Source organism: Amycolatopsis sp. MtRt-6 (assembly GCF_017308975.1).
Lineage (GTDB): Bacteria > Actinomycetota > Actinomycetes > Mycobacteriales > Pseudonocardiaceae > Amycolatopsis.
Window position 1 is genome coordinate 1 of record NZ_JADWPD010000045.1, and the last position, 19,615, is coordinate 19,615.

Annotated in this window: 26 protein-coding genes; 7 read left to right on the forward strand and 19 right to left on the reverse strand. The window is 68.3% G+C overall.

Translation table 11 applies throughout. The features are described from left to right. Positions 1-79 precede the first annotated feature (79 nt). The 12 genes from I4Q55_RS45005 to I4Q55_RS45060 all read right to left on the reverse strand — a co-directional run bounded on the left by I4Q55_RS45005 (position 80) and on the right by I4Q55_RS45060 (position 8,356). Complete coding sequence (locus I4Q55_RS45005; protein ID WP_206796976.1) at positions 80-535, reverse strand: hypothetical protein; 456 nt, start codon at positions 533-535, stop codon at positions 80-82. Further along, complete coding sequence (locus I4Q55_RS45010) at positions 532-903, reverse strand: hypothetical protein (RefSeq protein WP_206796977.1); 372 nt, start codon at positions 901-903, stop codon at positions 532-534. Before I4Q55_RS45010 ends, I4Q55_RS45005 begins: the two co-directional genes overlap by 4 nt. Further along, positions 903-1,097 (reverse strand): hypothetical protein, encoded by a 195-nt coding sequence (locus tag I4Q55_RS45015; RefSeq protein ID WP_206796978.1) that lies wholly within the window; start codon positions 1,095-1,097, stop codon positions 903-905. Before I4Q55_RS45015 ends, I4Q55_RS45010 begins: the two co-directional genes overlap by 1 nt. 12 nt (positions 1,098-1,109) lie before the next feature. Next, complete coding sequence (locus tag I4Q55_RS45020; protein WP_206796979.1) at positions 1,110-1,952, reverse strand: type II secretion system protein; 843 nt, start codon at positions 1,950-1,952, stop codon at positions 1,110-1,112. Continuing rightward, positions 1,949-2,809 carry a type II secretion system F family protein gene (locus tag I4Q55_RS45025; RefSeq protein WP_206796980.1) on the reverse strand — a complete coding sequence of 287 codons (861 nt, stop codon included), beginning with the start codon at positions 2,807-2,809 and terminating at the stop codon, positions 1,949-1,951. The genes I4Q55_RS45020 and I4Q55_RS45025 overlap by 4 nt, the downstream gene beginning before the upstream one ends. Then, positions 2,806-4,158 carry a CpaF family protein gene (locus tag I4Q55_RS45030; protein ID WP_206796981.1) on the reverse strand — a complete coding sequence of 451 codons (1,353 nt, stop codon included), beginning with the start codon at positions 4,156-4,158 and terminating at the stop codon, positions 2,806-2,808. The genes I4Q55_RS45025 and I4Q55_RS45030 overlap by 4 nt, the downstream gene beginning before the upstream one ends. Then, positions 4,148-4,954, reverse strand: coding sequence for a hypothetical protein (locus I4Q55_RS45035; RefSeq protein WP_206796983.1), 807 nt, complete (start codon positions 4,952-4,954; stop codon positions 4,148-4,150). The genes I4Q55_RS45030 and I4Q55_RS45035 overlap by 11 nt, the downstream gene beginning before the upstream one ends. Beyond that, positions 4,951-5,601: an SAF domain-containing protein gene (locus I4Q55_RS45040; RefSeq protein WP_206796984.1), complete on the reverse strand. Its 651-nt coding sequence runs from the start codon at positions 5,599-5,601 to the stop codon at positions 4,951-4,953. Before I4Q55_RS45040 ends, I4Q55_RS45035 begins: the two co-directional genes overlap by 4 nt. Further along, positions 5,598-6,488 (reverse strand): hypothetical protein, encoded by an 891-nt coding sequence (locus I4Q55_RS45045; RefSeq protein WP_242547898.1) that lies wholly within the window; start codon positions 6,486-6,488, stop codon positions 5,598-5,600. The genes I4Q55_RS45040 and I4Q55_RS45045 overlap by 4 nt, the downstream gene beginning before the upstream one ends. Next, on the reverse strand, positions 6,482-6,952 hold the full coding sequence (locus I4Q55_RS45050; RefSeq protein ID WP_307793476.1) for a hypothetical protein: 471 nt from the start codon (positions 6,950-6,952) through the stop codon (positions 6,482-6,484). Before I4Q55_RS45050 ends, I4Q55_RS45045 begins: the two co-directional genes overlap by 7 nt. A gap of 203 nt (positions 6,953-7,155) precedes the next feature. Further along, the gene (locus tag I4Q55_RS45055) at positions 7,156-7,431 is read right to left on the reverse strand and encodes a DUF6355 family natural product biosynthesis protein (protein ID WP_242547904.1); all 276 of its coding nucleotides are present in this window, start codon (positions 7,429-7,431) and stop codon (positions 7,156-7,158) included. A gap of 289 nt (positions 7,432-7,720) precedes the next feature. Continuing rightward, positions 7,721-8,356: a hypothetical protein gene (locus I4Q55_RS45060; RefSeq protein ID WP_206796986.1), complete on the reverse strand. Its 636-nt coding sequence runs from the start codon at positions 8,354-8,356 to the stop codon at positions 7,721-7,723. Between the two features lie 320 nt (positions 8,357-8,676). Between I4Q55_RS45060 and I4Q55_RS45065 the strand changes: the two genes are divergently transcribed. After that, complete coding sequence (locus I4Q55_RS45065) at positions 8,677-9,723, forward strand: LysR family transcriptional regulator (protein ID WP_206796988.1); 1,047 nt, start codon at positions 8,677-8,679, stop codon at positions 9,721-9,723. Positions 9,724-9,765: 42 nt separating this feature from the next. On the opposite strand, the gene I4Q55_RS45070 is transcribed toward I4Q55_RS45065, so the two are convergent. From I4Q55_RS45070 to I4Q55_RS45085, 4 genes are read right to left on the reverse strand one after another with little or no spacing between them, the layout of a single operon-like run. Next, a complete protein-coding gene (locus tag I4Q55_RS45070) occupies positions 9,766-10,959 on the reverse strand; it encodes an NAD(P)/FAD-dependent oxidoreductase (protein WP_206796990.1) in 1,194 nt (397 codons plus the stop codon). Then, on the reverse strand, positions 10,956-12,086 hold the full coding sequence (locus tag I4Q55_RS45075) for an MAB_1171c family putative transporter (RefSeq protein WP_307793477.1): 1,131 nt from the start codon (positions 12,084-12,086) through the stop codon (positions 10,956-10,958). The genes I4Q55_RS45070 and I4Q55_RS45075 overlap by 4 nt, the downstream gene beginning before the upstream one ends. Then, complete coding sequence (locus I4Q55_RS45080) at positions 12,077-12,628, reverse strand: hypothetical protein (protein ID WP_206796994.1); 552 nt, start codon at positions 12,626-12,628, stop codon at positions 12,077-12,079. Before I4Q55_RS45080 ends, I4Q55_RS45075 begins: the two co-directional genes overlap by 10 nt. Next, positions 12,625-13,071 carry an XRE family transcriptional regulator gene (locus tag I4Q55_RS45085; protein ID WP_206796995.1) on the reverse strand — a complete coding sequence of 149 codons (447 nt, stop codon included), beginning with the start codon at positions 13,069-13,071 and terminating at the stop codon, positions 12,625-12,627. Before I4Q55_RS45085 ends, I4Q55_RS45080 begins: the two co-directional genes overlap by 4 nt. 152 nt (positions 13,072-13,223) lie before the next feature. Between I4Q55_RS45085 and I4Q55_RS45090 the strand changes: the two genes are divergently transcribed. After that, entirely contained in the window at positions 13,224-13,676 is a 453-nt protein-coding gene (locus I4Q55_RS45090; protein WP_206796996.1) for a helix-turn-helix domain-containing protein, read from the forward strand. On the opposite strand, the gene I4Q55_RS45095 is transcribed toward I4Q55_RS45090, so the two are convergent. Both I4Q55_RS45095 and I4Q55_RS45100 read right to left on the reverse strand, forming a co-directional pair. Then, positions 13,668-14,294: a prepilin peptidase gene (locus I4Q55_RS45095; RefSeq protein ID WP_206796997.1), complete on the reverse strand. Its 627-nt coding sequence runs from the start codon at positions 14,292-14,294 to the stop codon at positions 13,668-13,670. The genes I4Q55_RS45090 and I4Q55_RS45095 overlap by 9 nt on opposite strands. Positions 14,295-14,367: 73 nt before the next feature. After that, positions 14,368-14,541, reverse strand: a complete 174-nt coding sequence (locus I4Q55_RS45100) for a hypothetical protein (protein WP_206796998.1) — start codon at positions 14,539-14,541, stop codon at positions 14,368-14,370. 112 nt (positions 14,542-14,653) lie between these two features. On the opposite strand from I4Q55_RS45100, the gene I4Q55_RS45105 reads away from it, so the two are divergent. After that, a complete protein-coding gene (locus I4Q55_RS45105) occupies positions 14,654-15,541 on the forward strand; it encodes a 1-aminocyclopropane-1-carboxylate deaminase/D-cysteine desulfhydrase (protein ID WP_206796999.1) in 888 nt (295 codons plus the stop codon). Between the two features lie 3 nt (positions 15,542-15,544). Here I4Q55_RS45105 and I4Q55_RS45110 read toward each other — a convergent pair whose 3' ends face one another. Then, positions 15,545-16,570, reverse strand: coding sequence for a hypothetical protein (locus I4Q55_RS45110; protein ID WP_206797000.1), 1,026 nt, complete (start codon positions 16,568-16,570; stop codon positions 15,545-15,547). Positions 16,571-17,051: 481 nt separating this feature from the next. Between I4Q55_RS45110 and I4Q55_RS45115 the strand changes: the two genes are divergently transcribed. Genes I4Q55_RS45115 through I4Q55_RS45130 form a run of 4 tightly spaced genes read left to right on the forward strand, consistent with a single transcriptional unit; the run spans position 17,052 to position 19,533 of the window. Next, complete coding sequence (locus I4Q55_RS45115) at positions 17,052-17,885, forward strand: Scr1 family TA system antitoxin-like transcriptional regulator (RefSeq protein ID WP_206797002.1); 834 nt, start codon at positions 17,052-17,054, stop codon at positions 17,883-17,885. 40 nt (positions 17,886-17,925) lie between these two features. Further along, a complete protein-coding gene (locus I4Q55_RS45120) occupies positions 17,926-18,222 on the forward strand; it encodes a hypothetical protein (RefSeq protein WP_206797003.1) in 297 nt (98 codons plus the stop codon). 19 nt (positions 18,223-18,241) lie between these two features. Next, the gene (locus I4Q55_RS45125; protein WP_206797004.1) at positions 18,242-19,342 is read left to right on the forward strand and encodes a radical SAM protein; all 1,101 of its coding nucleotides are present in this window, start codon (positions 18,242-18,244) and stop codon (positions 19,340-19,342) included. Between the two features lie 20 nt (positions 19,343-19,362). Next, on the forward strand, positions 19,363-19,533 hold the full coding sequence (locus tag I4Q55_RS45130; RefSeq protein WP_206797005.1) for a hypothetical protein: 171 nt from the start codon (positions 19,363-19,365) through the stop codon (positions 19,531-19,533). Positions 19,534-19,615 lie beyond the last annotated feature (82 nt).

Consider the following 19,615-nt stretch of genomic DNA (forward strand, 5'->3'; position numbering starts at 1 on the left):
CTGCCCCCAGCCAGCCCCTGAACCACCGCCAGTTCCCCAACCGACGCGCTCGCACACCGCCATCCACATCGGACACACGTCAGTTCCCTCTCAACCGGCCTTCAGAATTCGTGAACTCACGGTGGTTGGCTCCGTACCGATCGATCGGCGAGCGGAACTCCGAGCGAAGAGTCTTCGAGCCGATCCCCGGAACGAGGTCGACGAGAGCCACGACGCAGGTCACCGTGGCGATGACGTATCCCGTCTCGCCGAGTGACTTGGCGAAGTCGCGTGCGTCCACGTTCACGCTCAGACTGCTGCACGCCAACCTCTGCTCGACCAGCACCTCGCGGGCGCGCCGGTCCGCCGTGATCGCTGCCGCCTGACCGTCGTGGGCTATCGATGCTGCCCGACTTGCTGCGCGGGCTGCATCGTCGATGGCTGCGTCGGCCACGAGCACCCGCAGACCGACCACGCCCAGTTGGAAGATCAGGAAGAGCGCAACGACGCCGACCACCGCTTCGATGGTGATGTCGCCCCGCTCGGACGGCTTCATGGCCGCAGCTCCTCGATCGGGCCGGACGAGGTCTGGCTGATCGGGAACTGCGCGAACGGCACCAGGGACACGGCTTCCCCCGTGACCGTCACCGACACGTTGCGTCCGTCGGTCTCGGCGTGTGCGGCAACCTCGTTCAGCCATGAGCCCGTGGCTCGGGTGACGTAGCCGGCCGCTGCCGAGGCGGCGGCCGCGGTGTCCACCGGTGGGAGCCGGGCCGCGTGGACGCCGTCGCGGGCAGCTTCGAGCGCGACGCCGCGGCCGACCAGTACGACAGCGACCTGGAGGATCGCCCAGGCGATCAGCAGGATGGCGCTGAAGATGATGGCTGCGGTGACGTTGTCGTCGCCGCGTTCGCCCGCCAGCATCAGTGGCCGCCGATCAGCGGGAGTTTGCCGTTGACGAATGCCGTGATGCCGGCGCCGATCAGCGTCGCGACCGTGATGCCGAGCGCGGCGTAGAAGGCCTTGGTGATGTTCTCGTCGCCGCGTTCGCCCTCGTCGGCGAACTGGCTCAGGCGAGTCTGGATGTAAATCCACCAGAACGTGATCTTGCCGAGCATGATCTTCTCCTCTCAAGTGTGGAGCATCAGGTAGAGGCCGGGGAACGCGAGGAAGGCGATGAACGCCAGGCCGAGCAGGGCGACGGGCATGTCCATGCGGTCCGAGCGGACCGACGAGCCGGTCTTGCGGTCGGCGAGCTGCTTCTCGTCCAGCGCGGCGGCCTTGGCGCGGAGAGTGTCGACGATGCCGGCGCCGTCCTGGCCGGCGCTGGCGATGATGTGCCCGATGTCCTTCAGCTCGCGGACGCCGGTTTCCTCGGCCAGCTCGGCGAAGCCGTCCCAGGGCATCCGGCCGCGCAGGGTGGCTTCGTCGATGGCCAGCTTGATCCGCCGAAACGCCCAGCCTGAGCCGAGCGTGGCCGGGTAGCGCAACGCCTCGACCGGCCCGCGGTCTCCCAGGCGTCCCAACGCGACGAGCCGGCAGTAGGCCGCCAGAGCGCCGGCGAACGCCGCCCGGGCGTGCTTGACCTTGCTCTTCAGCACGATCACCGGCAGCTGCCAGCCGAGGAGCGCGCACCCCACGGACGCCGCGCCGGTCAGCACGATCGGCGGTGCCGCGCCGACCAGCGCCAGGACGAGGGTCAAGACTGGGATCCACAAGGCACCGATGAGCAGCAGTCCGATCCGCTGGACCACAAAGGACTCCCGGGACTGCCCGACCAGCGCCAGATCAGCGGGTTTCGCGACGAGCTTCATCCGATCCGCACGCGCGATGAGGGCATGGCGCAATCCCTGCGGCGTCTCGTGCAGCACGTCGGCAAGCCGCGGCCGCGTCGGCGCGAAGGCTGCCACGATCAGTGTCACGCCGATCGCCGCCGTGATCGCCAAGACGATCAGGGCCGCTTCGGTGCTCATGGCCGTTCCCGGGGAAGGAACCGCGGCGCCGGGGGCTCGACGCCGAGCCGGCGCAGCCACACCACTGCGGCGCCGACGATGCCCAGCACCACGGCGAGCACCAGCTGTCCGCCGACCGAGCTGTACACCGAGGTGTAGCTGTCGCTGCCGAAGGCGGCGAAGCCGACGAACATCACCGCCCAGAGCCCGAGCAGGATCCGGGCGGCGAACCGCCGCCGGGCCCGCTCTGTTTCCGCGTCTCGGCGTGCCGCGACGTCGGCGGCGATTTGCTTGGCCAGAGTGGTCAGGAGCTCGGCGGTGCCGGTGCCTTGCCGGTAGGCGACGCAGAGGCCGGCCGCGGCGGCGTCGCCGATCTGGTCGTCGAGGTCGTCGGCGAACTGCAGGAGGGCGTCGGCGACGTCCCAGGTGCGGAGGCGCTGCCCCAGCGTGGTGATCTCGGTGCTGATCGCGGGCGGCGCGTCGTGAGCGGAGCTCTGCAGGGCTCCGACGAGGCCGGCGTTGCCCGCGCGCAGGACGTCGGCGAGGCGTCGCAGCCAGTCCTCGAGCGCTTCCAGCCGCTCGATCCGCTCGGTGGCGACCTTGCCGGCGCCGAACAGCCACGGCAGGAAGACGCCGGCCGCGGCGATGGCAAGACCGGCGACCGGCCAGCTGCTGACCAGCCAGACCAGCGCACCCGCACCGCAAGCCACCGCCCATCGTGCCGAGCTGCGTCGCCGAGCCGACCACCAGGTGAGGAACCGCCGGCCGCGCCGGAACGCCGGCACGTCGTTCGGCTCCAGGCCGTGGATGCCGAGGACGGCCAGGGTGAGACCCAGGCCGGCACCTGCGCCGGCCAGGGTCAGGACGAACTCGGTCATCGCGGGCTCCGATCGGTCAGCCAGCCGCCGTCGCCGCTGCTCGTCAGCCAGCTGCGGTCGAAGCCGCCGCGCTCGTAGTCCGCGATGTCGGTCGGCAGGTTCCCTGTCGGCTCGGAACGCCGGCCCTCCGCCGGGACGAAGAGGAAGGTCTTGGCCGGGCGCCCGTACTCCCCCGGCTCGACAGCAACGATCTCGGCAACGTGGCGATCGAGACGACCGGGCTCGTGCACCAGATCGACGTGGACGATCAGGTCGATGGTGTTGGCAACGACCTCGTAGGCGAACTCGGACGTCCAGGCCGCGTTGGTCTCCAAGCAGAGCAGGACCATGCGGTGGATGGCCTGCGCGGCGCTGCGCGCGTGCAGGGTGGACAGCGACCCGGCGCCGCCGGCGGCGAGCGCGTTGAGCATCGGGACGATCTCGCCCCCGCGGACTTCGCCGACGACCGTGCGCGCGGTGTGCATCCGCAGCGACTGCCACACCAGCCGCGGAAGATCGACGCCGCCGACCGGCCGGCCGTTCTCCCAGCGCTCGGTGTTGCCCTCCCGCTCCTCGAACGCGACCACCGCGGGGAACCGGTCCCGGTGACGGTGCAGGCCCAGCTCGAACTCGGTCTCCAGCGTCGCGAAACGCTCGGTGGGCGGCACCTCCCAGCACAGTGCGCGCAGCAGCGTCGTCTTCCCGGCCTTCTGCCGCCCGCAGATGACGATGTTCTTCTCCGCCCGGACCGCCGCCCGCAGGAGCGCCAACTGGGCGGTCGAGAGCATGCCTCGCTGCTGCAGCGCTTCCAGGCCCGCGGTCGGCAGCCGGTGCCGGCGGATCGAGACGTGCGGCCGGTCGGTGACGCCGATCGCCGCGGCCAGCCGTTCACCGCCCGGGAGCTCCATGTTGAGCAGTGGCCGGGCGTCGTTGATCGTGTGCTCGGTGCGGCCCATCCGGGCAGCGATCCGCTGCAGCCACTGGACGACGGCCTGGTCGGTCGCGGCGATCCGCGGGGCCCGGCCGACGCGGCCGTCCTGGTAGGACAGCCAGACCGGGTCGCTTCCGATGATGTCGATGTTCTCGACCTCGTCGTCGGCCAGCAGCGCCTCGAGCCGGCCGAGGCCGAACATCTCGGCCAGCACGGCCGACCTGACCGTCTGCTCCTGCTCGAAGTCGAGGAACGGCCGCCCGGAGCCTGCCCACTCCTTGATCACCGTCGCGAGGACGTCGTCGAGCAGGATCTCCGCGACCGCGCGCTCGTCGCCCTCCCCGGCGGCGATCTGCTGCTGCACGAGCGGGGCCAGCCGTTGCTGCACCCGGTCGACGACCTCGTCGATGCCCGCAAACGCGGCGACGTCAACGGACATGGCCGTTCACCACCGGCGGTGGCTTCCGCAGCCAGCTCATGCGCTCCATCGCGCGGCGGCCGATCTCGTCCGCGGCCCGTCGTGCGTGAGTCAGCAGGGGCGACGTCTCGAACTTCCGGCCGGGCCGATGCAGGTCGGTGAACTGGGCCGCGGTGCGCGGGTCCCAGGGCAGCGCTCCGACGACGTGCAGACCGAGTTCCTTCCCGATCTCGCCGTGCGGGAAGCGCTGATGGATCCGCGGGTCCGGGTCGGCGATCAGGACCACGAGCCCTTCGTGGTCGAAGACGCCGTGCTCCTCGCGGACGACGTCCACGGCCTTCGCGAAAGTCTGTAGCGAGCCGCGGCAGTTGCGCACGACCGCCACGACGAGGTCGGCCTCGGACAGCACTGCGGCTGGTGTGGCGCGGCTGCGGAACCGGCCGCAGTCGGCCAGGACGTCGACCGTTTCCAGGTCCAGGAACAGCGAGGTCAGCCGCCGCCAATCGAGGCTGTCGGCCTCCCGCGGGGAACTCACGCCTGCCAGCAGGTGGCGGCGGCCGGTGCCGTCCGGGAGGACGAGCAGCTGGCTGGACATCGCCCGGTGTAGCGGCATGTTCCGCGCCTGCAGCATCAGCTCGAAGACGCCAGTCCGGCCGTGGTTGCCGTCCGGGTCGAAAACACCGAGCGCACGCCCGCCGGCCGGGTCGCACTCGGCGACCACCGCATGGCGCGGCCAGGCCCAGGTCAGCGCCAGCGCAGCCGTCGAGACTCCCGGGCTGCCGTTGACCGAGACGAAGGAGATCAGCACGTCGATCACCGGCCCTTCGGCAGCACGACGATCGCGACACCGCCGGCTGAGGCTCGAGAGGCCAGCTGAACGCCGCTTGCCTCCGGTACGACCACGTCCACCACCTGCGTCGAGGTGGCGTCACGTTCGCTCACGCTGATCACCGCGCCGCGGACGGGCGGCCACGCCTCGGCGCCGGCAGGGACGAGCAGGATCGGCTGGCGGGGTTGCAACGGCGCCGCGGGCAGCTGCCCCGGCTTGACCGGGACGCCGATCAGCTGCTGGCCGACAGCCGGCACCGTGGCCGCGTCCGACACCGCGTCGGGCGTCACGATCTCGCCCGGCTGCAGATCGGTCGGTGACGTCCGGCCGACGACGTCGAACCGCCGCTCCCAAGGCAACGGCCGAACTCCGGGATCAGGCCGGACTCGGACTTCACGCAACGCCTCGGCGGAGATGGTCTCGCCGTACCGGACCGGACGGGCTACGCCGACCGCGGCGACCGCGTCATCGGTCGCGCGGAAAGCCCAGACCACACCGGCGGCCGAGAGCGCGGACAGCACCACGCCGAACAGCACGAGCAGCTTCGACCGGCGACGGCGCGGCGGCCGGAGCGGAACCGGCGCCGGCGGCGGGGTGTCGGGCACTCCACGCAACTGCTGCACCCGGGTGGTCATCGCACGCTCCTGGTGTTCAGCGTGCGGATCTCGCGGACGGGCAGGCTGGCCGACGAGGTCAGCGCCATCGTCCGGAACGCGCTCTGGCCGCCGCCGGACCAGCGGATCTCCCAGCGGCTCGTCGCGTTGATCCCGGCCACTCCCCCGGCGACGAGGCCGCGATAGACGTGACCGCAGGTCGGCGACGGCTGCCCAGCCCGATCATCGCTGAACTCGGTGCCCGGCCCGGCGCAGGTGGCGGTTGCTCCATCGCCCATGGACCAGTCGATCTTGGCCAAGGTCGCCGTGGCGGTCACGGTGATCGAGCCGGCGCTCGCGGTCCGCGTGATCGGGCCGACGGTGGCTTCGCGGCGGGCGGTCCACATCCAGACCGGGAAGCCGATCGTCGCACCGCGCGGGGAGTCCGCCGGGGGCGCGAGCCGGATGTCCGGAGCCGACAACCCCATCTCCGAGATGGCCTGTTCGGCCAGCTCGGCGGGCGACACCTGGGGAACGACGACGGGTTGTCCGTTCGGCGCGAAGACGACCCGCGGCCAGCCCTGCAGGGCTCCCCCGCCCTGGCAGATCAGCAGCTTCAACGAGCCTTGGGACGGCGAGTGGCCACCCCACAGCGGGTCGCCGGCGGGCGGCGGTGTCCACGGCTGGTCGACGCAGGCGAACTGCGGCCTTCCCGCGGTGTGGCCGCCGGCCCGCTGGCCCGGACCGTTCCCGCGCTGCGGGACACCGCCGGCCGGGCTGCCCGGGCGTCCGGGGTCGGTGGCCTCGACCCAGCACATCCCGCGGGTGCCGGCCGACTTGCATCCTCCGGGGCCGGTCTGGCCGTGCGCCGCCGTAGGCAAGGTGGCGACGACCAGGCCGGCGGCCAGGAGGCAGCTTCCTTTCAACATGGTTTCTCCAGGCGTGGTTGGACTTGCTGCACCAGCCAGCGGTCGGGGTTCGGGTAGCGGACGATCTGCGCTTCGAACTCGTACCGCCGCGGCTGGTCGGGATTGTCGAGATTCCGGCCGGACTCGCCGGCCTTGTCGCTCACGAGGTGCTCGTCGGTGGCGTCGAGGCAGTCGGTGACGACCACCCGCGGCGGCTGGCCGAGGGACACCGACGTCACCTTCGGGGCGCGCCCGTACCGGCCGACGGTGTGCGCCGGGACGGAGGCGAGGTTGGCGACCTCGTTCACGTAGTCGGTCAAGGCCGGGTCGGCCATGGCCTTCGCCAGCTCGGGCCGCCAGTCCTTCTGGCGGGGCGCGTGCCCGGCCTGCTCGCTGATCTGCCAGTAGAGCTCGTAGGCGGCCAACGCGGCTTGGGCGGCTTCATCCTCGGGCCGGGCGGTCTTCGAACCCGGCGGCAACGACACCGCGGAAGGCGATGCGTGCGGCGCCGTCTCCGGTGGGTTTCCCGCACAACTCGCCAAACCCGCCGACACGAGAATGAGCGCCGCAACCGAGAACCAGCTTTGCACCATTGTTCAACCTTCCTGATGAGCGTTGATCAGGTTCATCAAACCGGGCAAGCGCGACGACTTGAGCCGTCGCAGTTCTGTTCACTCGAATGTGTGTTTCACGCCGGCCCGTAGTAGCCGGGCGAACAGCCCACGCCGCCGTTCCACCAGGCTCCGGTGACGCGCCATCTGATGACCGGCTGGAGGTCAGTCACGCCCGGCCCGACGCAGTAGCGGTAGATGTTGCCCCAGATGTCTTGCACGTCGAGCATGATCGTCGACCCCGTGCCGCCGTCGCAATGCCGGTACTGGCCCCAGCCTTGGTATCCGCACGGATCCTTCAGATCGTGGCGCACAGCAGCATCCGCGGCCGGCGCCAGTACGGCGCCGAGCATGGCGATCACAACCGACCCGACGGCGATGCCCCGGCTTGCCCAGTGGAGATTATTCGAATTTGACATTGGACCTCCAGATCAGTTGTTGTTCTGCACTGAATCCGGTCTACAGGCGGAGGTCCCACGCACTGCAAACGGCGCATGAAGCGGACTTTGAAGTACGTATGAACAACCTGACTGAATTCACTCGATCACGTCGAACCCGCCACGGTTGCCCAGCCGGACAAACGGAAAGCGCCCCAGTGGGTACTGGGGCGCTTGGGTTGGCGATCGAGCTGCCGCCTCACGGTCAGGCAGCCTTGCGATGCCGCCCATGTGGCTTCCGATGCTTCCTGGCCCGCCGATCGTCCAGGCGGACGACCACTGCGATCTCCTGGCCGCGAACGAGCGGTTCGGGGTCCGGGTCCGGGTCAGTGGTGCCATCCTGGATGGTGTCCAGTTTGGCGCAGATCTCCGCGAACAGTCGAAGCGCCCGCTGAACGTGGTGAGCCACGTACTTGACAAACCACAAAACCAGGAGGCCAGAGGAGCATCCCAGCGGCTTCACAGCGGCAAGATCGTGGACCCCGAGCACTTGATACGCGTGGTAGCCGACGCTCGCGGCGAGACTCACCCACGTTCCGACTTCACGCCACTGCGACGTTCTGGTTACATCTGATTCCTTGAGTCTCGCGCGCGCATCGGTGTACTCCGTCAAGAGAAGACCGGCGAGCGTCACCAGGCAATAGGCCAGCCACGACTGCGGGACACCGACCGCCGCCAGCGCGAGCCAGCCCGCGCCCACCACCGGCCAAGCGTGCATTGTGGGCATCATGACGGTCCGGATGACGTGCCCGCTGCCGGTCACGGTGACGTTGAGACCCATCAGACCCCAAAGGGCCGATTCCCAGGGACTCGTTTCGATCGTACGATGAAGCTTCGACATGTGCTGCTCCCTCCACGGGCGGCGTGTCGAGGCCGCTCCGGCGAGCACCGGGGTGGCCTGCGGGTGCGGCCATCGAGACGGGATGGCCGCACCGCAATTTCAAGGTTGCCCTCGACTGTAGCCGCAGCCCAAGCTCCGAGCAGGCGTTCTTGGGATCTTTCTTCTGACCTCTCGCCCAGTATATGAATAGCTGCCCAACGGTGCAGATTTCAAGAATCCTCCCAGCCGTGCCAGTGTGCGAAATCTTGCCAAAGCCGGCAGTGTCCGAAAAGTTGCCGACATCGCGAAACATTCTGACGCCTCGAACGACTCCGAAGGACATGACAGAACTCAAGTACAAGATTCCGGACCGAGTCACCCTGGACAGACTGGCCACTTTGGTGGCTCTCCACGACCACGCCGGCTCCGTGGCGGACACCGCGGGCGCGATCAAGCGAAGCGAGTCCAGCGTGAAGAACCACATTCGCGAGCTGGAGCAGGACCTCGGTGGCGGCCACCTGGTCGTCCGCACCAACGGCTCGATGCCGATCACGCCGCACGGCGAGGAAATAGTCCGCCGCGCCAAGGAGCTTCTGGAACGCGCCAGCGGCCTGGCACGGGTGGGGCGCAAGGAGTGCACAGTGGCGTTCCTGCCGCAGCACGCCCACATCGTCGCGAAGGCAATGAAAGAACTGACACGGACAACCGACATACTCCTGCGCCTGGAAGTCCTCGCGGAGCACCACCGCTCCCGAGTCGGTTTCGAACAGCACGTGCTTGCTCCGTTGGCGCATGGGGCGCTCGACCTGGTCATCGGCCTTCCGACCACGGGGAAAGGGCTCGCGACGCGCCCGCTTTACCGCACCCGGCTCGTCGCGATGGTCCCCCGCCGGAATGCCCCCGAGCATCTGCCGCTGGCTCGGCTCGTCCGCGAGCACAAGCTGCTCGTCCCACCGGCTGATACACGGTCAAGGGTGCTTCTCGACGGTGAAATCGAAGCACATATTCCGGCGGAGCTGAGGAGCCGGAAGCACATAGAGCTGGAAGCTTATGGCACCAAAGTGCTGACAATCTTCGCTTACGAGGGACACGGAACCGTCGTGGCGCCCGAAGACATAGCTCAGCCGTTCATGTCCGACAAGGCGTTCGGGGGCAGCCCGGCCGCGGACTTCGCGTGGGTACCCGTCACCGTGGACGAGTCCGGCGAACCACTCACCCACCGCGTCGTGGTAACGATGCCGGCCAACGCAGGTCAGCGCCAACGAGACCTGGAGAGCATCGTGAAGGCGCTCCAAGATGCGTCCGCCGCGCTCGATGTGGGCACCGACGGCCACAGCTGCAACCGAACGCCTGGACTCCGGCGCGATCCCCAGGGGTCACAGGAATGACAGGATGCTTGGCTGGAGAATTTGCCGCTCGCACGAGGAGGTCTACTGGCCGTCCGTGATCTCCGTATCCCAATCGATGTGGTACTGAGTCAGCCACGCCGCCGTGTTGCGCGGGCCGCCCTTGAGCCGCTTGGAGATCGCCATGTCGCGGATGAGCCGCTTGATCGGTCCGGGTGTGGCCGTGCCGCCCATCCTCGCGCTGGTCGCCACCAAACGCTCGACTCGCTCCCGGCGCTGCTGCTCGTAGGCCCGGAACGCCGCCGCCGGTTCCCGTAGGTCGCGCAGGCACTTGGCTAGGACGACGGCGTCCTCCATGGCCATCGACGCGCCATGCCCGGCGTTCGGCGCCGCAGCATGGGCGGCGTCGCCGATGACGATCATTCGGTCGGCGTGCCACCTCGGCGTGGATGCGATGTCGTAGCCGTTGCTCGCGCGGATCTGCTCCGACGCCTCGACGATCGCCGCCGCCGGCGACCGATCTCGCCGAAGCAGCGTCGTCGCCTGCCGTTTCCACTCCTCGAGCGAGGTCGACGCGAGTTCGGCCTTGGACAGTTCCGGGCGCGGCAGGTTGACGAACCACCAGGTCTCGCCGTCCGGCGCGGTGGTGTAGGCGAAGAAGACACGCTTGCCGTAGATCATCCGATACACCCCGGGCAGCGGGTCGACCGGCGCTTGCCGGGCATAGCCGCACAGCACGACCGTTCCGGTGTAGCGCGGCTCGGGCGCCTCCGGGTCGATGAGGATTCGGGTGGCCGAGTGGATGCCGTCGGCACCGATCAGCAGGTCGCCTTCGCGGCGGGAGCCGTCTGCGAAGATCGCCGCTATGCCGTGGTCGAGGTTGGTGTCGACGTCGTCGAGGCGCTCGCCGTGCGCGATCTGGACCCCGCGCCGGGTGGCTTCCTCGTGCAGCACCCGGTACAGCTCGGCCCGTTTGATGGTGTGCGGCCCGTACGCCCCGGCGGTGCCGCCGCCGATGGGTGCTTCGCCGAGCTTCTTGCCCGAGCCGCTCCAGAAGAACGCGCGATCGGCTGGGAAGGACGCCTGCAGCACTGGCTTGTCGGCGTCGATCGCGTGCAGGGCGTCGAAGCCGTTGTTCATGATCGTCATGAACGCGCCGACGTCGTCCGCGCCCGTCTCGTAAGCCTCGTAGACGACGGAGTCGATGCCCGCCTTCTGCAGGGCCATGGCCGTGACCGGACCCGCGATGCCTCCGCCGATGATCAGCGCCTTGGTCATCCTGCTCCCTTCGTCTCCAGGCCCCGGGCCAGTTGCACCAGCTCGCGGACGTCAGCGTCGAGCCCGTCGCCTTCCGGCAGCGCGACCGGGACCGCCTTCGCCGGAACAGGCTCACCGGCCGCGTGCGCGGCGAGCGCCTGCCGCAGACGGCTAGGCAGGCCGTCGGCGCTGTCGGTCTGGGCCAGGTACGGGCTGATCCGCACCAGGCCGTCGCGGCATTCGACGACCCGGCGGTAGTACCGACGGTGCGTCCCACGCAGACGCAGCGCATCACGCCACGGCGCGGCCGGCACCCGGTCCAGCGCGTCATCCGGAAACTCCGCGTGCAGCACCGTCCACAGTGGTGCCAGCTGCCGATACCCGCGGCGATGCCGCCACCAGACCCGCACCGCACCCACCCGGGTCATCACGGCGGGATAGCTGACTCCGGCCAGGAACAGCAGAACACCCGGCATCAACAGGACCGTGACGGCGATCGCGCCCGCCACCGTCCCGGCGGATCCGCCGCGATCAGCAACCCCGACGCGGTAAAGCAAGCCCAACACGATCGCGGGCACGAAGACACAGTTCGCCAGCACGATCGCGACCAGGCCGACGGCCGCGATCCGCAGTCCCCGGCCGAGCCTGCCGCCCGCCTCGCGGGCGTACCGCCAAGCCCAGACCGCCGCTGCGGCGAAGCCGAGCGCCATGAAGACGTCGGCCGCGATGAAGAAGACCGCCACGCTCGGCACCGACTGGTCGTTGGTCCGCGCCGACGCCGACGTCACCAGCGCGGCGACGAGAAGCACGATCTCGGCGGCCAGCAGCAGGCCGGCGTACCAACCGGCGCGTCGCCGCGCGACCGCGCGCTCCCGCGCCGAGAAAAGGAAGAAGCACACGAGGCTGTACACGCCGACCAGCAGAAGACCGTGCTGAATCAGCCGCGCGATCATCGGCGGCAGGCCCAGCACGTAGGCCCCCTTGTTAGCCGCGGCACCGAACGGGAACGCCACGGCCAGGCACGCCACGAACGCCGTCACGGCGCGCAGGGCGGCGTTCCGCGGGTTCCGCGCGAGTCTCCCGGCCAGCCACAGCAGCAAGGCGGCCGACGTGATCCCGTACGCAAGGACCAGAGGTGTCACAGCCACCCCAAGCGGCCTTCGAGCGCGGCTCCCATCTCCTGGGCGGCATCGCCCGATCTTCCGCGGGCACCGACCTGGTCGAGGACCGATGCCCACTCCAGGATGATCGTCGCTGTTGTCTCGGCCTCGCGCTCCTGGTCGGTGTCGTAGGAGGTGCGCCGCAGAGCCCGGCGAACGGCGTCCGGCTCGAGATCCGGGTACCGCTGGCGCAGGCTGTCCGGCGACATGTCCGGGTAGAGCCCGGCGAGGAGTTCGTCGTCGCACGGATCGCTTTCGTGGCCGGCCAGCAGGTGGCCGAGCTCGTGCAGGATGATGTGGTTCTGGTGCGGTCGGCTGGTTTCCCGCTGGTACAGGATGTAGTCCGCCGGGCGGGTGCTGATCCACACGCCGAACGGGCCGGGCACCGGAATCGAGTGGGCGAGCAGGCGAATCGGCTTGCCGCGACGTTCGCCGACGCGCCGGCACAGCTCGACGACGTCCAGCGGAGGCCGGATGTCCAGCTCCTTCAGCAGCCGCCGGCACCGGCGGCGCAGCAGCCGCTCGTTCACTGCTCCCCTCGCTCTCGCGCTGCCTGCTGATCGCGGTAGACCACGTCGAGCAGGTCCATGACTAGCTGACGGCGATCCGGAGTCAGCTCGCCGGCTCGCATCGCGATCCGCTGTGCTTCCTGGTCACCGACGTTCGCCTTGAGGCGTTCCTGTTCCGCGGCCAGGTCGCGCAGCTGCTGGTCGACGCGGTCGGTCACGTCGTCGTCGAAGAAGTAGTTGACCGGCACCCCGAAGAACTTGGCCAGCCCCTCGACGTGCTTGATCGTCGGGTTGTCCCGCTTGCGCTTGCGCAACTGCCAGATGTACGTGCCGGAGATCTTCGTGCCGGCGACCGTGATCGAGTCCGCGGCGAAGTCGTTGCTGTACTCGTCGCCTTCCGGCGATTTCGTGACGGCGAACAGGTGGTTCAGCTTGTCCGCGAAGTCACGTCCGCGTTCGGCCATCACCCCTCCTCAGCTCCCCTCGAAACTACCGCCGAACAGGCCTCTTAACTCAGATTAAGACCCGATCAGGTGAACACCCGTCCGATAGTTGAGACACGACCTGCGGAAACTTAAGATCAACTGCCTGGGGTGATCGAACCGGGGAGGGAACGATGACTCGACCGAGCACACAGGCGATCACCGCCGAGGACGCCGAGCGCCTGCGCAAGCTGCACGACGCGAAGCAGCTCTTCGGCGGCGACTGGATGACAGCGATCCTGCTGGCGTTGAAGAGCGGTCCGAAGCATTACACCGAGCTGCTCGACATGGTCGGCTCGCTCAACGATGCCGCGGCCGCGAACAACTGGTCGGGACGCCCGCGCGTGCTCCACGCCAGCGTCCTGACGCGCACGCTGAAGACGATGACAGCCGACCGCCTGATCGTCCGCAACCAGGAAGCGGGCGTCTTTCCACCGTCGGTCGTCTACTCGCTGGCGCCGGCAACCCGGGAAGCGCTCGAAGCAATGCAGCCACTGGCCGACTGGGTCAGCCGGCACACGGACATCGTCGACCAGGCGCGACACCGCCGAAGCCCGGATGCGGAGAACGGCCGCCGCTCAGCCTGAGATCGCGGCAAGCGTGCCGCAGGCGAAGGCGACCGCGATCATGGACGGCCCCATAGGCACCTGCCCCTCCCGGAACGAGTACCTGCGAAGCAGCACGCCGACCAATCCCGCCACCGCGGTGAACACGTACGTCGCGAGTAAGCCGCCCAGGACCCACGGCCAACCGAACCAGCCGAGCAGGATGCCGACGCTCGGAGCGAGCTTGACGTCGCCCGGTCCTGGCTGACCGGTGACTAGGTAGGACAGCAGCAACGCGGCGCTCCAGGCCGCGCCGCCGGCGACGGCTCGCAAGCCGCTGCCGAGGTCGTTGCCGACGATCGCGGCCGCGAGGGTGGTGACGACGGCGGCTCCGCCGAGCGGCAGGCTGAAGCGGTCCGGGATGCGGTGCTCGACAGCATCGACGACGGCCGCGGGAATACCCAACGCCACGAAGGCCGCTCCGAAGGCGATGGTGGCCGGCACCCACGCCGCCACCGCGGCTCCGGCAGCCGGGACAGCTACAGCGGCCACGACTACGGCCCAACGCGGCAGCCTCGTGTCCGCAGCCCGGCGCACGAGAAGGATGACCACGGGCGTCAGCACCAAGCCCACCGCCAGCCCGACAGCCAGACGCAGCATCCGGCACCCACCCCACGATCGTAAGACCCAGAGATGATCATCGTAGGGATCAGACCGCGGGTCCGCCTCCGCGTCAGCCCTTACAGGCCGAGGCCAAGGGCGAGCCGTCGGGCGCTCCGCTGACGTCCTCGTCGAGAACGTGCAGCTCGAACCGTGCCGTGTCGTAGCCACCGGCTTCCCAGGCGAGGTCGCTGTCGCCGAAGCGCCACTCCCGGCCGCTCGCCCGTTCCCTCAGCAACCACGCCACGGCAACCTCCCGGCTCAGCGATCCCGATCTCGGCTCCGACGAACCTATCAGAGTCATAGAACATGCGTTCGATGAACGTTCCCGAGCCTCCCGAAGCCCTAAGCTGACGAGCGTGAGCTCGAGCGACGGCGGAACGACCGGCCTCCCTCGCTTGCCGTCGCCGCTGCACGAGCTACCGGACGAGCGGCTCGAACGCCACGGCGTCCACCTCCAGCTCAAGCGAGACGATCTCATCGACCCGGAGATACCCGGCAACAAGTGGCGCAAGCTTCGCTACAACCTCCAGGCTGCCCAGGAGCAGGGCTACACCAGGCTTCTGACCTTCGGTGGCGCGTACTCGAACCACATCCGAGCGACAGCCGCGGCCGGGCGGCTATGGGGCTTTGACACGGTCGGCATCATCCGAGGTGAAGAGCACGAGCCACTCAACGACTCCCTTGCCCACGCTGCCGAATGCGGCATGACTCTGACGTACCTGGACCGGACGACGTATCGTCGCAAGACCGAGCCCGATGTACTTGCGGACCTCGCCCGGCAGTTCGGCCCCTGCTACGTCTTGCCCGAAGGCGGCAGCAACGGCCTGGCCGTACGCGGCACCGCCGAACTCGTCGACGAGATCACCACGGAATTCGACGTCATCTGCTGCGCCACCGGGACCGGCGGCACGCTCGCCGGCATCGCCTCCGGCATGTCCGGTCCAGAACGAGCGCTCGGCTTCGCAGTCCTCAAAGGCGCGAGGTTCCTGGAAGAAGAGGTCCGCCGACTTCAACAGGAGGCATACGGAACGGCTACCACGAACTGGGCAGTCGACCTCGACTTCCACTTCGGCGGCTACGCGAAACGCAACACCGTGCTCGACGACTTCGTCATCGACTTCACCGAACGCCACGGCGTCACCCTCGACTGGGTCTACGAGGCGAAGATGATGTACGGGATCTTCGCCCGAACCGAAGCAGGCGACTTCCCGCCAGGTACCAGGATCATCGCGGTGCTGAGCTAAGGACTACGCCTTGCCGTGGTACGCCTGCTGGGTGGCCGGCGAGACGTCAGTCTCACACCGCTCCAGACGCCATTCGCCGCTGTTGATGGCGAAGTCCCGCCCGAACCCGAGCCACATCCCGCTCATCCGGCGCCCCGCCGGGTCGATCACCATCTGCAGTGTGCCGTGGTACGAGGCTCCTTTGTAGTAGCCGGTCGGTGATGTTTCTTCACGCCACGTGCCGGTGGCGACCGCCATGTCCCTGCTCAACTCCAGCCGCAGGCGCGAGCCGGTCGAATGGGGCAAACTCTGCCCGGCCAGCCGGCCGCCGTGCGCACGCAGCACAACGTAGTGCTCCCCGGTGAATACCTTGCGACGGCCGGAACTGGGGTACTTGTATTGGCTGTGCCAAATCCCGGACAGGTCGGTCTCTGCCTCGGTGCCACCGGGCAGCGAATCGGCCCCCGCAGCATCGGTCGTCAACGCCCATCCCGCTGACGCCAGCGAAAGCGCCGCGCTCACCTTCAGCAGCACAGACCTCCGGCTGACCGCGTTTCCACCGGATTGAGACCATGTCGAGGCCATCTGCGCCAGCTCCCGCACGTCGATACCGTCAAGCCGAGCCACGAGTTCCTGAAACCCGTCCTCGTCCGTCGGCTTGAGTTCAACGAGCTGCTGCCGTACCCGCTGCGCGTCGTCTGCAGCGCGGAAATCGGCAGCGTCTGCCACCAGATCGGCAACGCTGCACTCGTAGAGCTCAGCCATCTTTTGAAGCACCCCAAGGGAAGGCGCATGCCCGGTATCCGCCGGCCACAACTCCCAGTACGAGAAGTTCTTGAACGTCTTCGGTTCGTCGGGCCATCGCTTGTTCCAGTGCTCGGCAACGTCCCGCTGGCTCCAATCGCGGACAAGCCGCAGCGCCACACGCATGTTGACGTGGTAACGCCCGGCGAACACTTGCGCGATCTCGACCCAGGTCTTTGACTGGGCCCGAAGCTCGGCAGCCAATTGCCGCTGCTCCTGCCGCAGGCTGCGCGTCGCGGATGGCATCTCGTACAGGCCCCTTCTCCTGGGTGCTGCGCACCGTACCCAACCTGAAGTGTCTCCCAGAACGTCCCGGTTGAACAGGGACATCCTGCCCGTCAAGATCACGGTAGAACTGGGTGGTTTGGTCGTCTGATCTGCGGTTTTCTGGTTTCGGACACCGCGACAAACCGGTCTACGCAATCACCCGACCGAGTCGGTGGACACCCACTCGACTTCGACCTCGAAGGCTTCAAGGAGGTACAGGACATTGGACAACACGTCACCTGTGGAAGTCAGCCGCGTCGGCTCTCCGGTGACGGCCACCCCGCGATGGCCCACTGCGGCCGACCTGGCCATGGCCGAGGAACCGTATTACGTCCTCCTCAGCCGCGTCCTCCACGGCTTGCGTCACCTTCCGCGAACCCGCGAACGGAGCTACGAGCCCGCTACAACCGCGGTACCGACGGCCGCATGACCTGGACCGGCAACTCAACAAGGAAAAACCATGACAGCGCACGAAATTCGCACACCGGCATCACTTACGATCAGCAACGGCCTGCGCGAGGTCCGAGACCGCCAGGGTATCGGTCTGCGCGAACTGGCCCGGCGGCTGGAAATCAACCCGTCGAAGTTGTCCGGCATGGAAGTGAACGGGAGGCGAGCCAAGCCGACGACCGTCTCGCGCATCCTCGGCTGCCTTCAGGTCAAAGCCACCGAGTACGAACAGCTGATGAACGTCGCCGAGCACGTCGACGTCAAGAACTACATCGACCAGTCCACGTCACCGGTCGCCGACCTGTGGGCGATCTACGAACAGCTGTCGACTTCCATCCTGGAGTGGGCGCCGTTCCGCATTCCCGACTTTCTCCGGACACACAGGTGGCTCGAAGCGACAGTACACGGCGACGTGACGCCGACGACGAAACTGGACCAAGAGCTGTTTCACCGGCGATGCCGCCGGCTCCCGGCGAACCAAGGCGAGCGTCAGTATGTTTTCCTCCTCGGCGACCAGGCTTTGCGCATGCTCAGCGAGGAGTCTGGTCACGCGGATCAGCAGATCGACTTCATCCGCGAAGTGAGCAAACGCAGGGACGTCTCCATCCGGATCATCCCCTCGACACCGGCGCCCCGGCATCCGACTGATGCGTTCACGGTCTTCGCAAGCGAAACGACACCGATAGCCATCGCTCTCCAGCATGACCACTGCACCGCATACCTGACCAGCACATCACTGCGAACCAGCTACCACCAGGCGGCAAGGGCTCTCCTACGACACGCTTCCGATCACGGCTCAACGATCGACGCCTGGATGTCCGCGGTTCGCGCCCGGGCGTCGTGATGATCGTCCTCGGCCCGCAGCTCCGGGCCCGGTTCCCGCCATGACCGCCCCGCGCTGGACATCCGACCCGGAACACATCACCGCGGCACTCCAGCGCGGAAAGTGGATCGTCACGCCCTGGGAACACCTCGGCCCGGACAACGACCCCGCACGATGGCAGACCGCCCTACGTGAACTCTGCGAGCACACCGACATCGATCCGCTATTCATCGACATTCGCCGACGCAGCCTCACGGTCGTGGTCAACGCGGCCCTGCCCGTCCCAGACGAGGAAGAGATTCACGACTCGATCGCCTTCGTCGAACAGCGCCGCTTCACCGGACACCCGATCCGCTAACCGCGAGAAGGAGTTCTCCGTGTTCGAACTCATCGTCAGCCCCTTCCTCGACGAGTACCTCGTCCTGCGTCCTGGCAGCGAGTCCGGCATCCGGCTGCCGGCGCGGTTGTGGACCGAGTTGTCGTCCGCCGAAGGCGGAAGTCCGTGTCCGGGCTGGCTGGTCGACGCGGCCCGCCATCGCTGGCCGGATCTGGATCTTTCCGGCCGCCGACTCACCGACGTGGTCCTGGTGCGCGCGCCATCCGGCCACGCCTACGGTCGGGCCTCCTACGAGCTGAACCTGGGCTGCAACTACGACTGCGAGCACTGCTACCTCGGCCTGAAACGCTTCGAAGGCCTGCCCTGGAGCGATCGGGAACGGCTGCTGCAGCTGCTCGCGGACGCGGGCGTGCTGTGGCTGCAGCTCACCGGCGGAGAACCGCTGATCGACAAGCTGTTCACCGCGGTCTACCAGCGAGCGTTCGAGCTGGGGATGATGCTGTCGATCTCGTCCAACGGCTCCCGCCTCGCCCAGCCGGACATCCTCGAGCTGCTGACCCGGTACCGGCCGTACCGGCTCCCGATCAGCGTCTACGGCGCCACTGCCGAGGCCTACGACGGGCTGACCCGCCGCCGCGGGTCGTTCGAGAAGTTCTCCCGCGGCCTGGCCGCCGCGCACGAGGCCGGGCTACCGCTGAACCTGAACCTGATCGTCACCCAGCACAACGCCCACGAGCTGGACGCGATGAAGGCACTCGCTGAGCGCTTCGAGCTGCCGCACCACGTGTTCTCGAACATGTCGCCGACGATCTACGGCGGCGCAGAGAGCCTCCCGGCGCAGTCGCAGGAGTACCTGCGCAAACGGAAGCCGTTCACCGGCTGCAACGCCGGGCACACGTTCTTCCACGTCGACCCGCACGGCATGGCCAGCATCTGCAAGGTCGGCCGCGACCCCCAGATCCCGCTCCTGGAGGAAGGCCTGGCCGGGCTGGCGCAGCTGGGCGGGATCGCGGACCGGCTGCTGCTGCGCCAAGGCGGCTGCACCGGCTGCCAGCTGCAGGGCAGCTGCGGCACCTGCATGCCGCTGGTCACGCTCTACCGGAAAGCCAAAGCCCCGCTGAGCAGCTACTGCCAGCACTGATCACCCGAAAGGAGGAAATCATGACCGCTGTCCTCGTCCCGCTCGAACGGCGCGAGCCGAGCGGCGCCACCGTCCCCGTGCCGCTCACCGCGCCGACTGGCCCGGTCGAGATCGAGTTCGTCGAGCACCTGGACGATCTCGTCGAGTCGTCGAAGTGCAGCTGCAACGCCGGCGACGACAACCCGTACTAGCCGCGCGTCCACCCGCTCGGTGACCTCCGGCGTGTCTCCTACCGGGGGGTCACCGAGCGGCCTGCTGGCGGCAGGTAGCGTG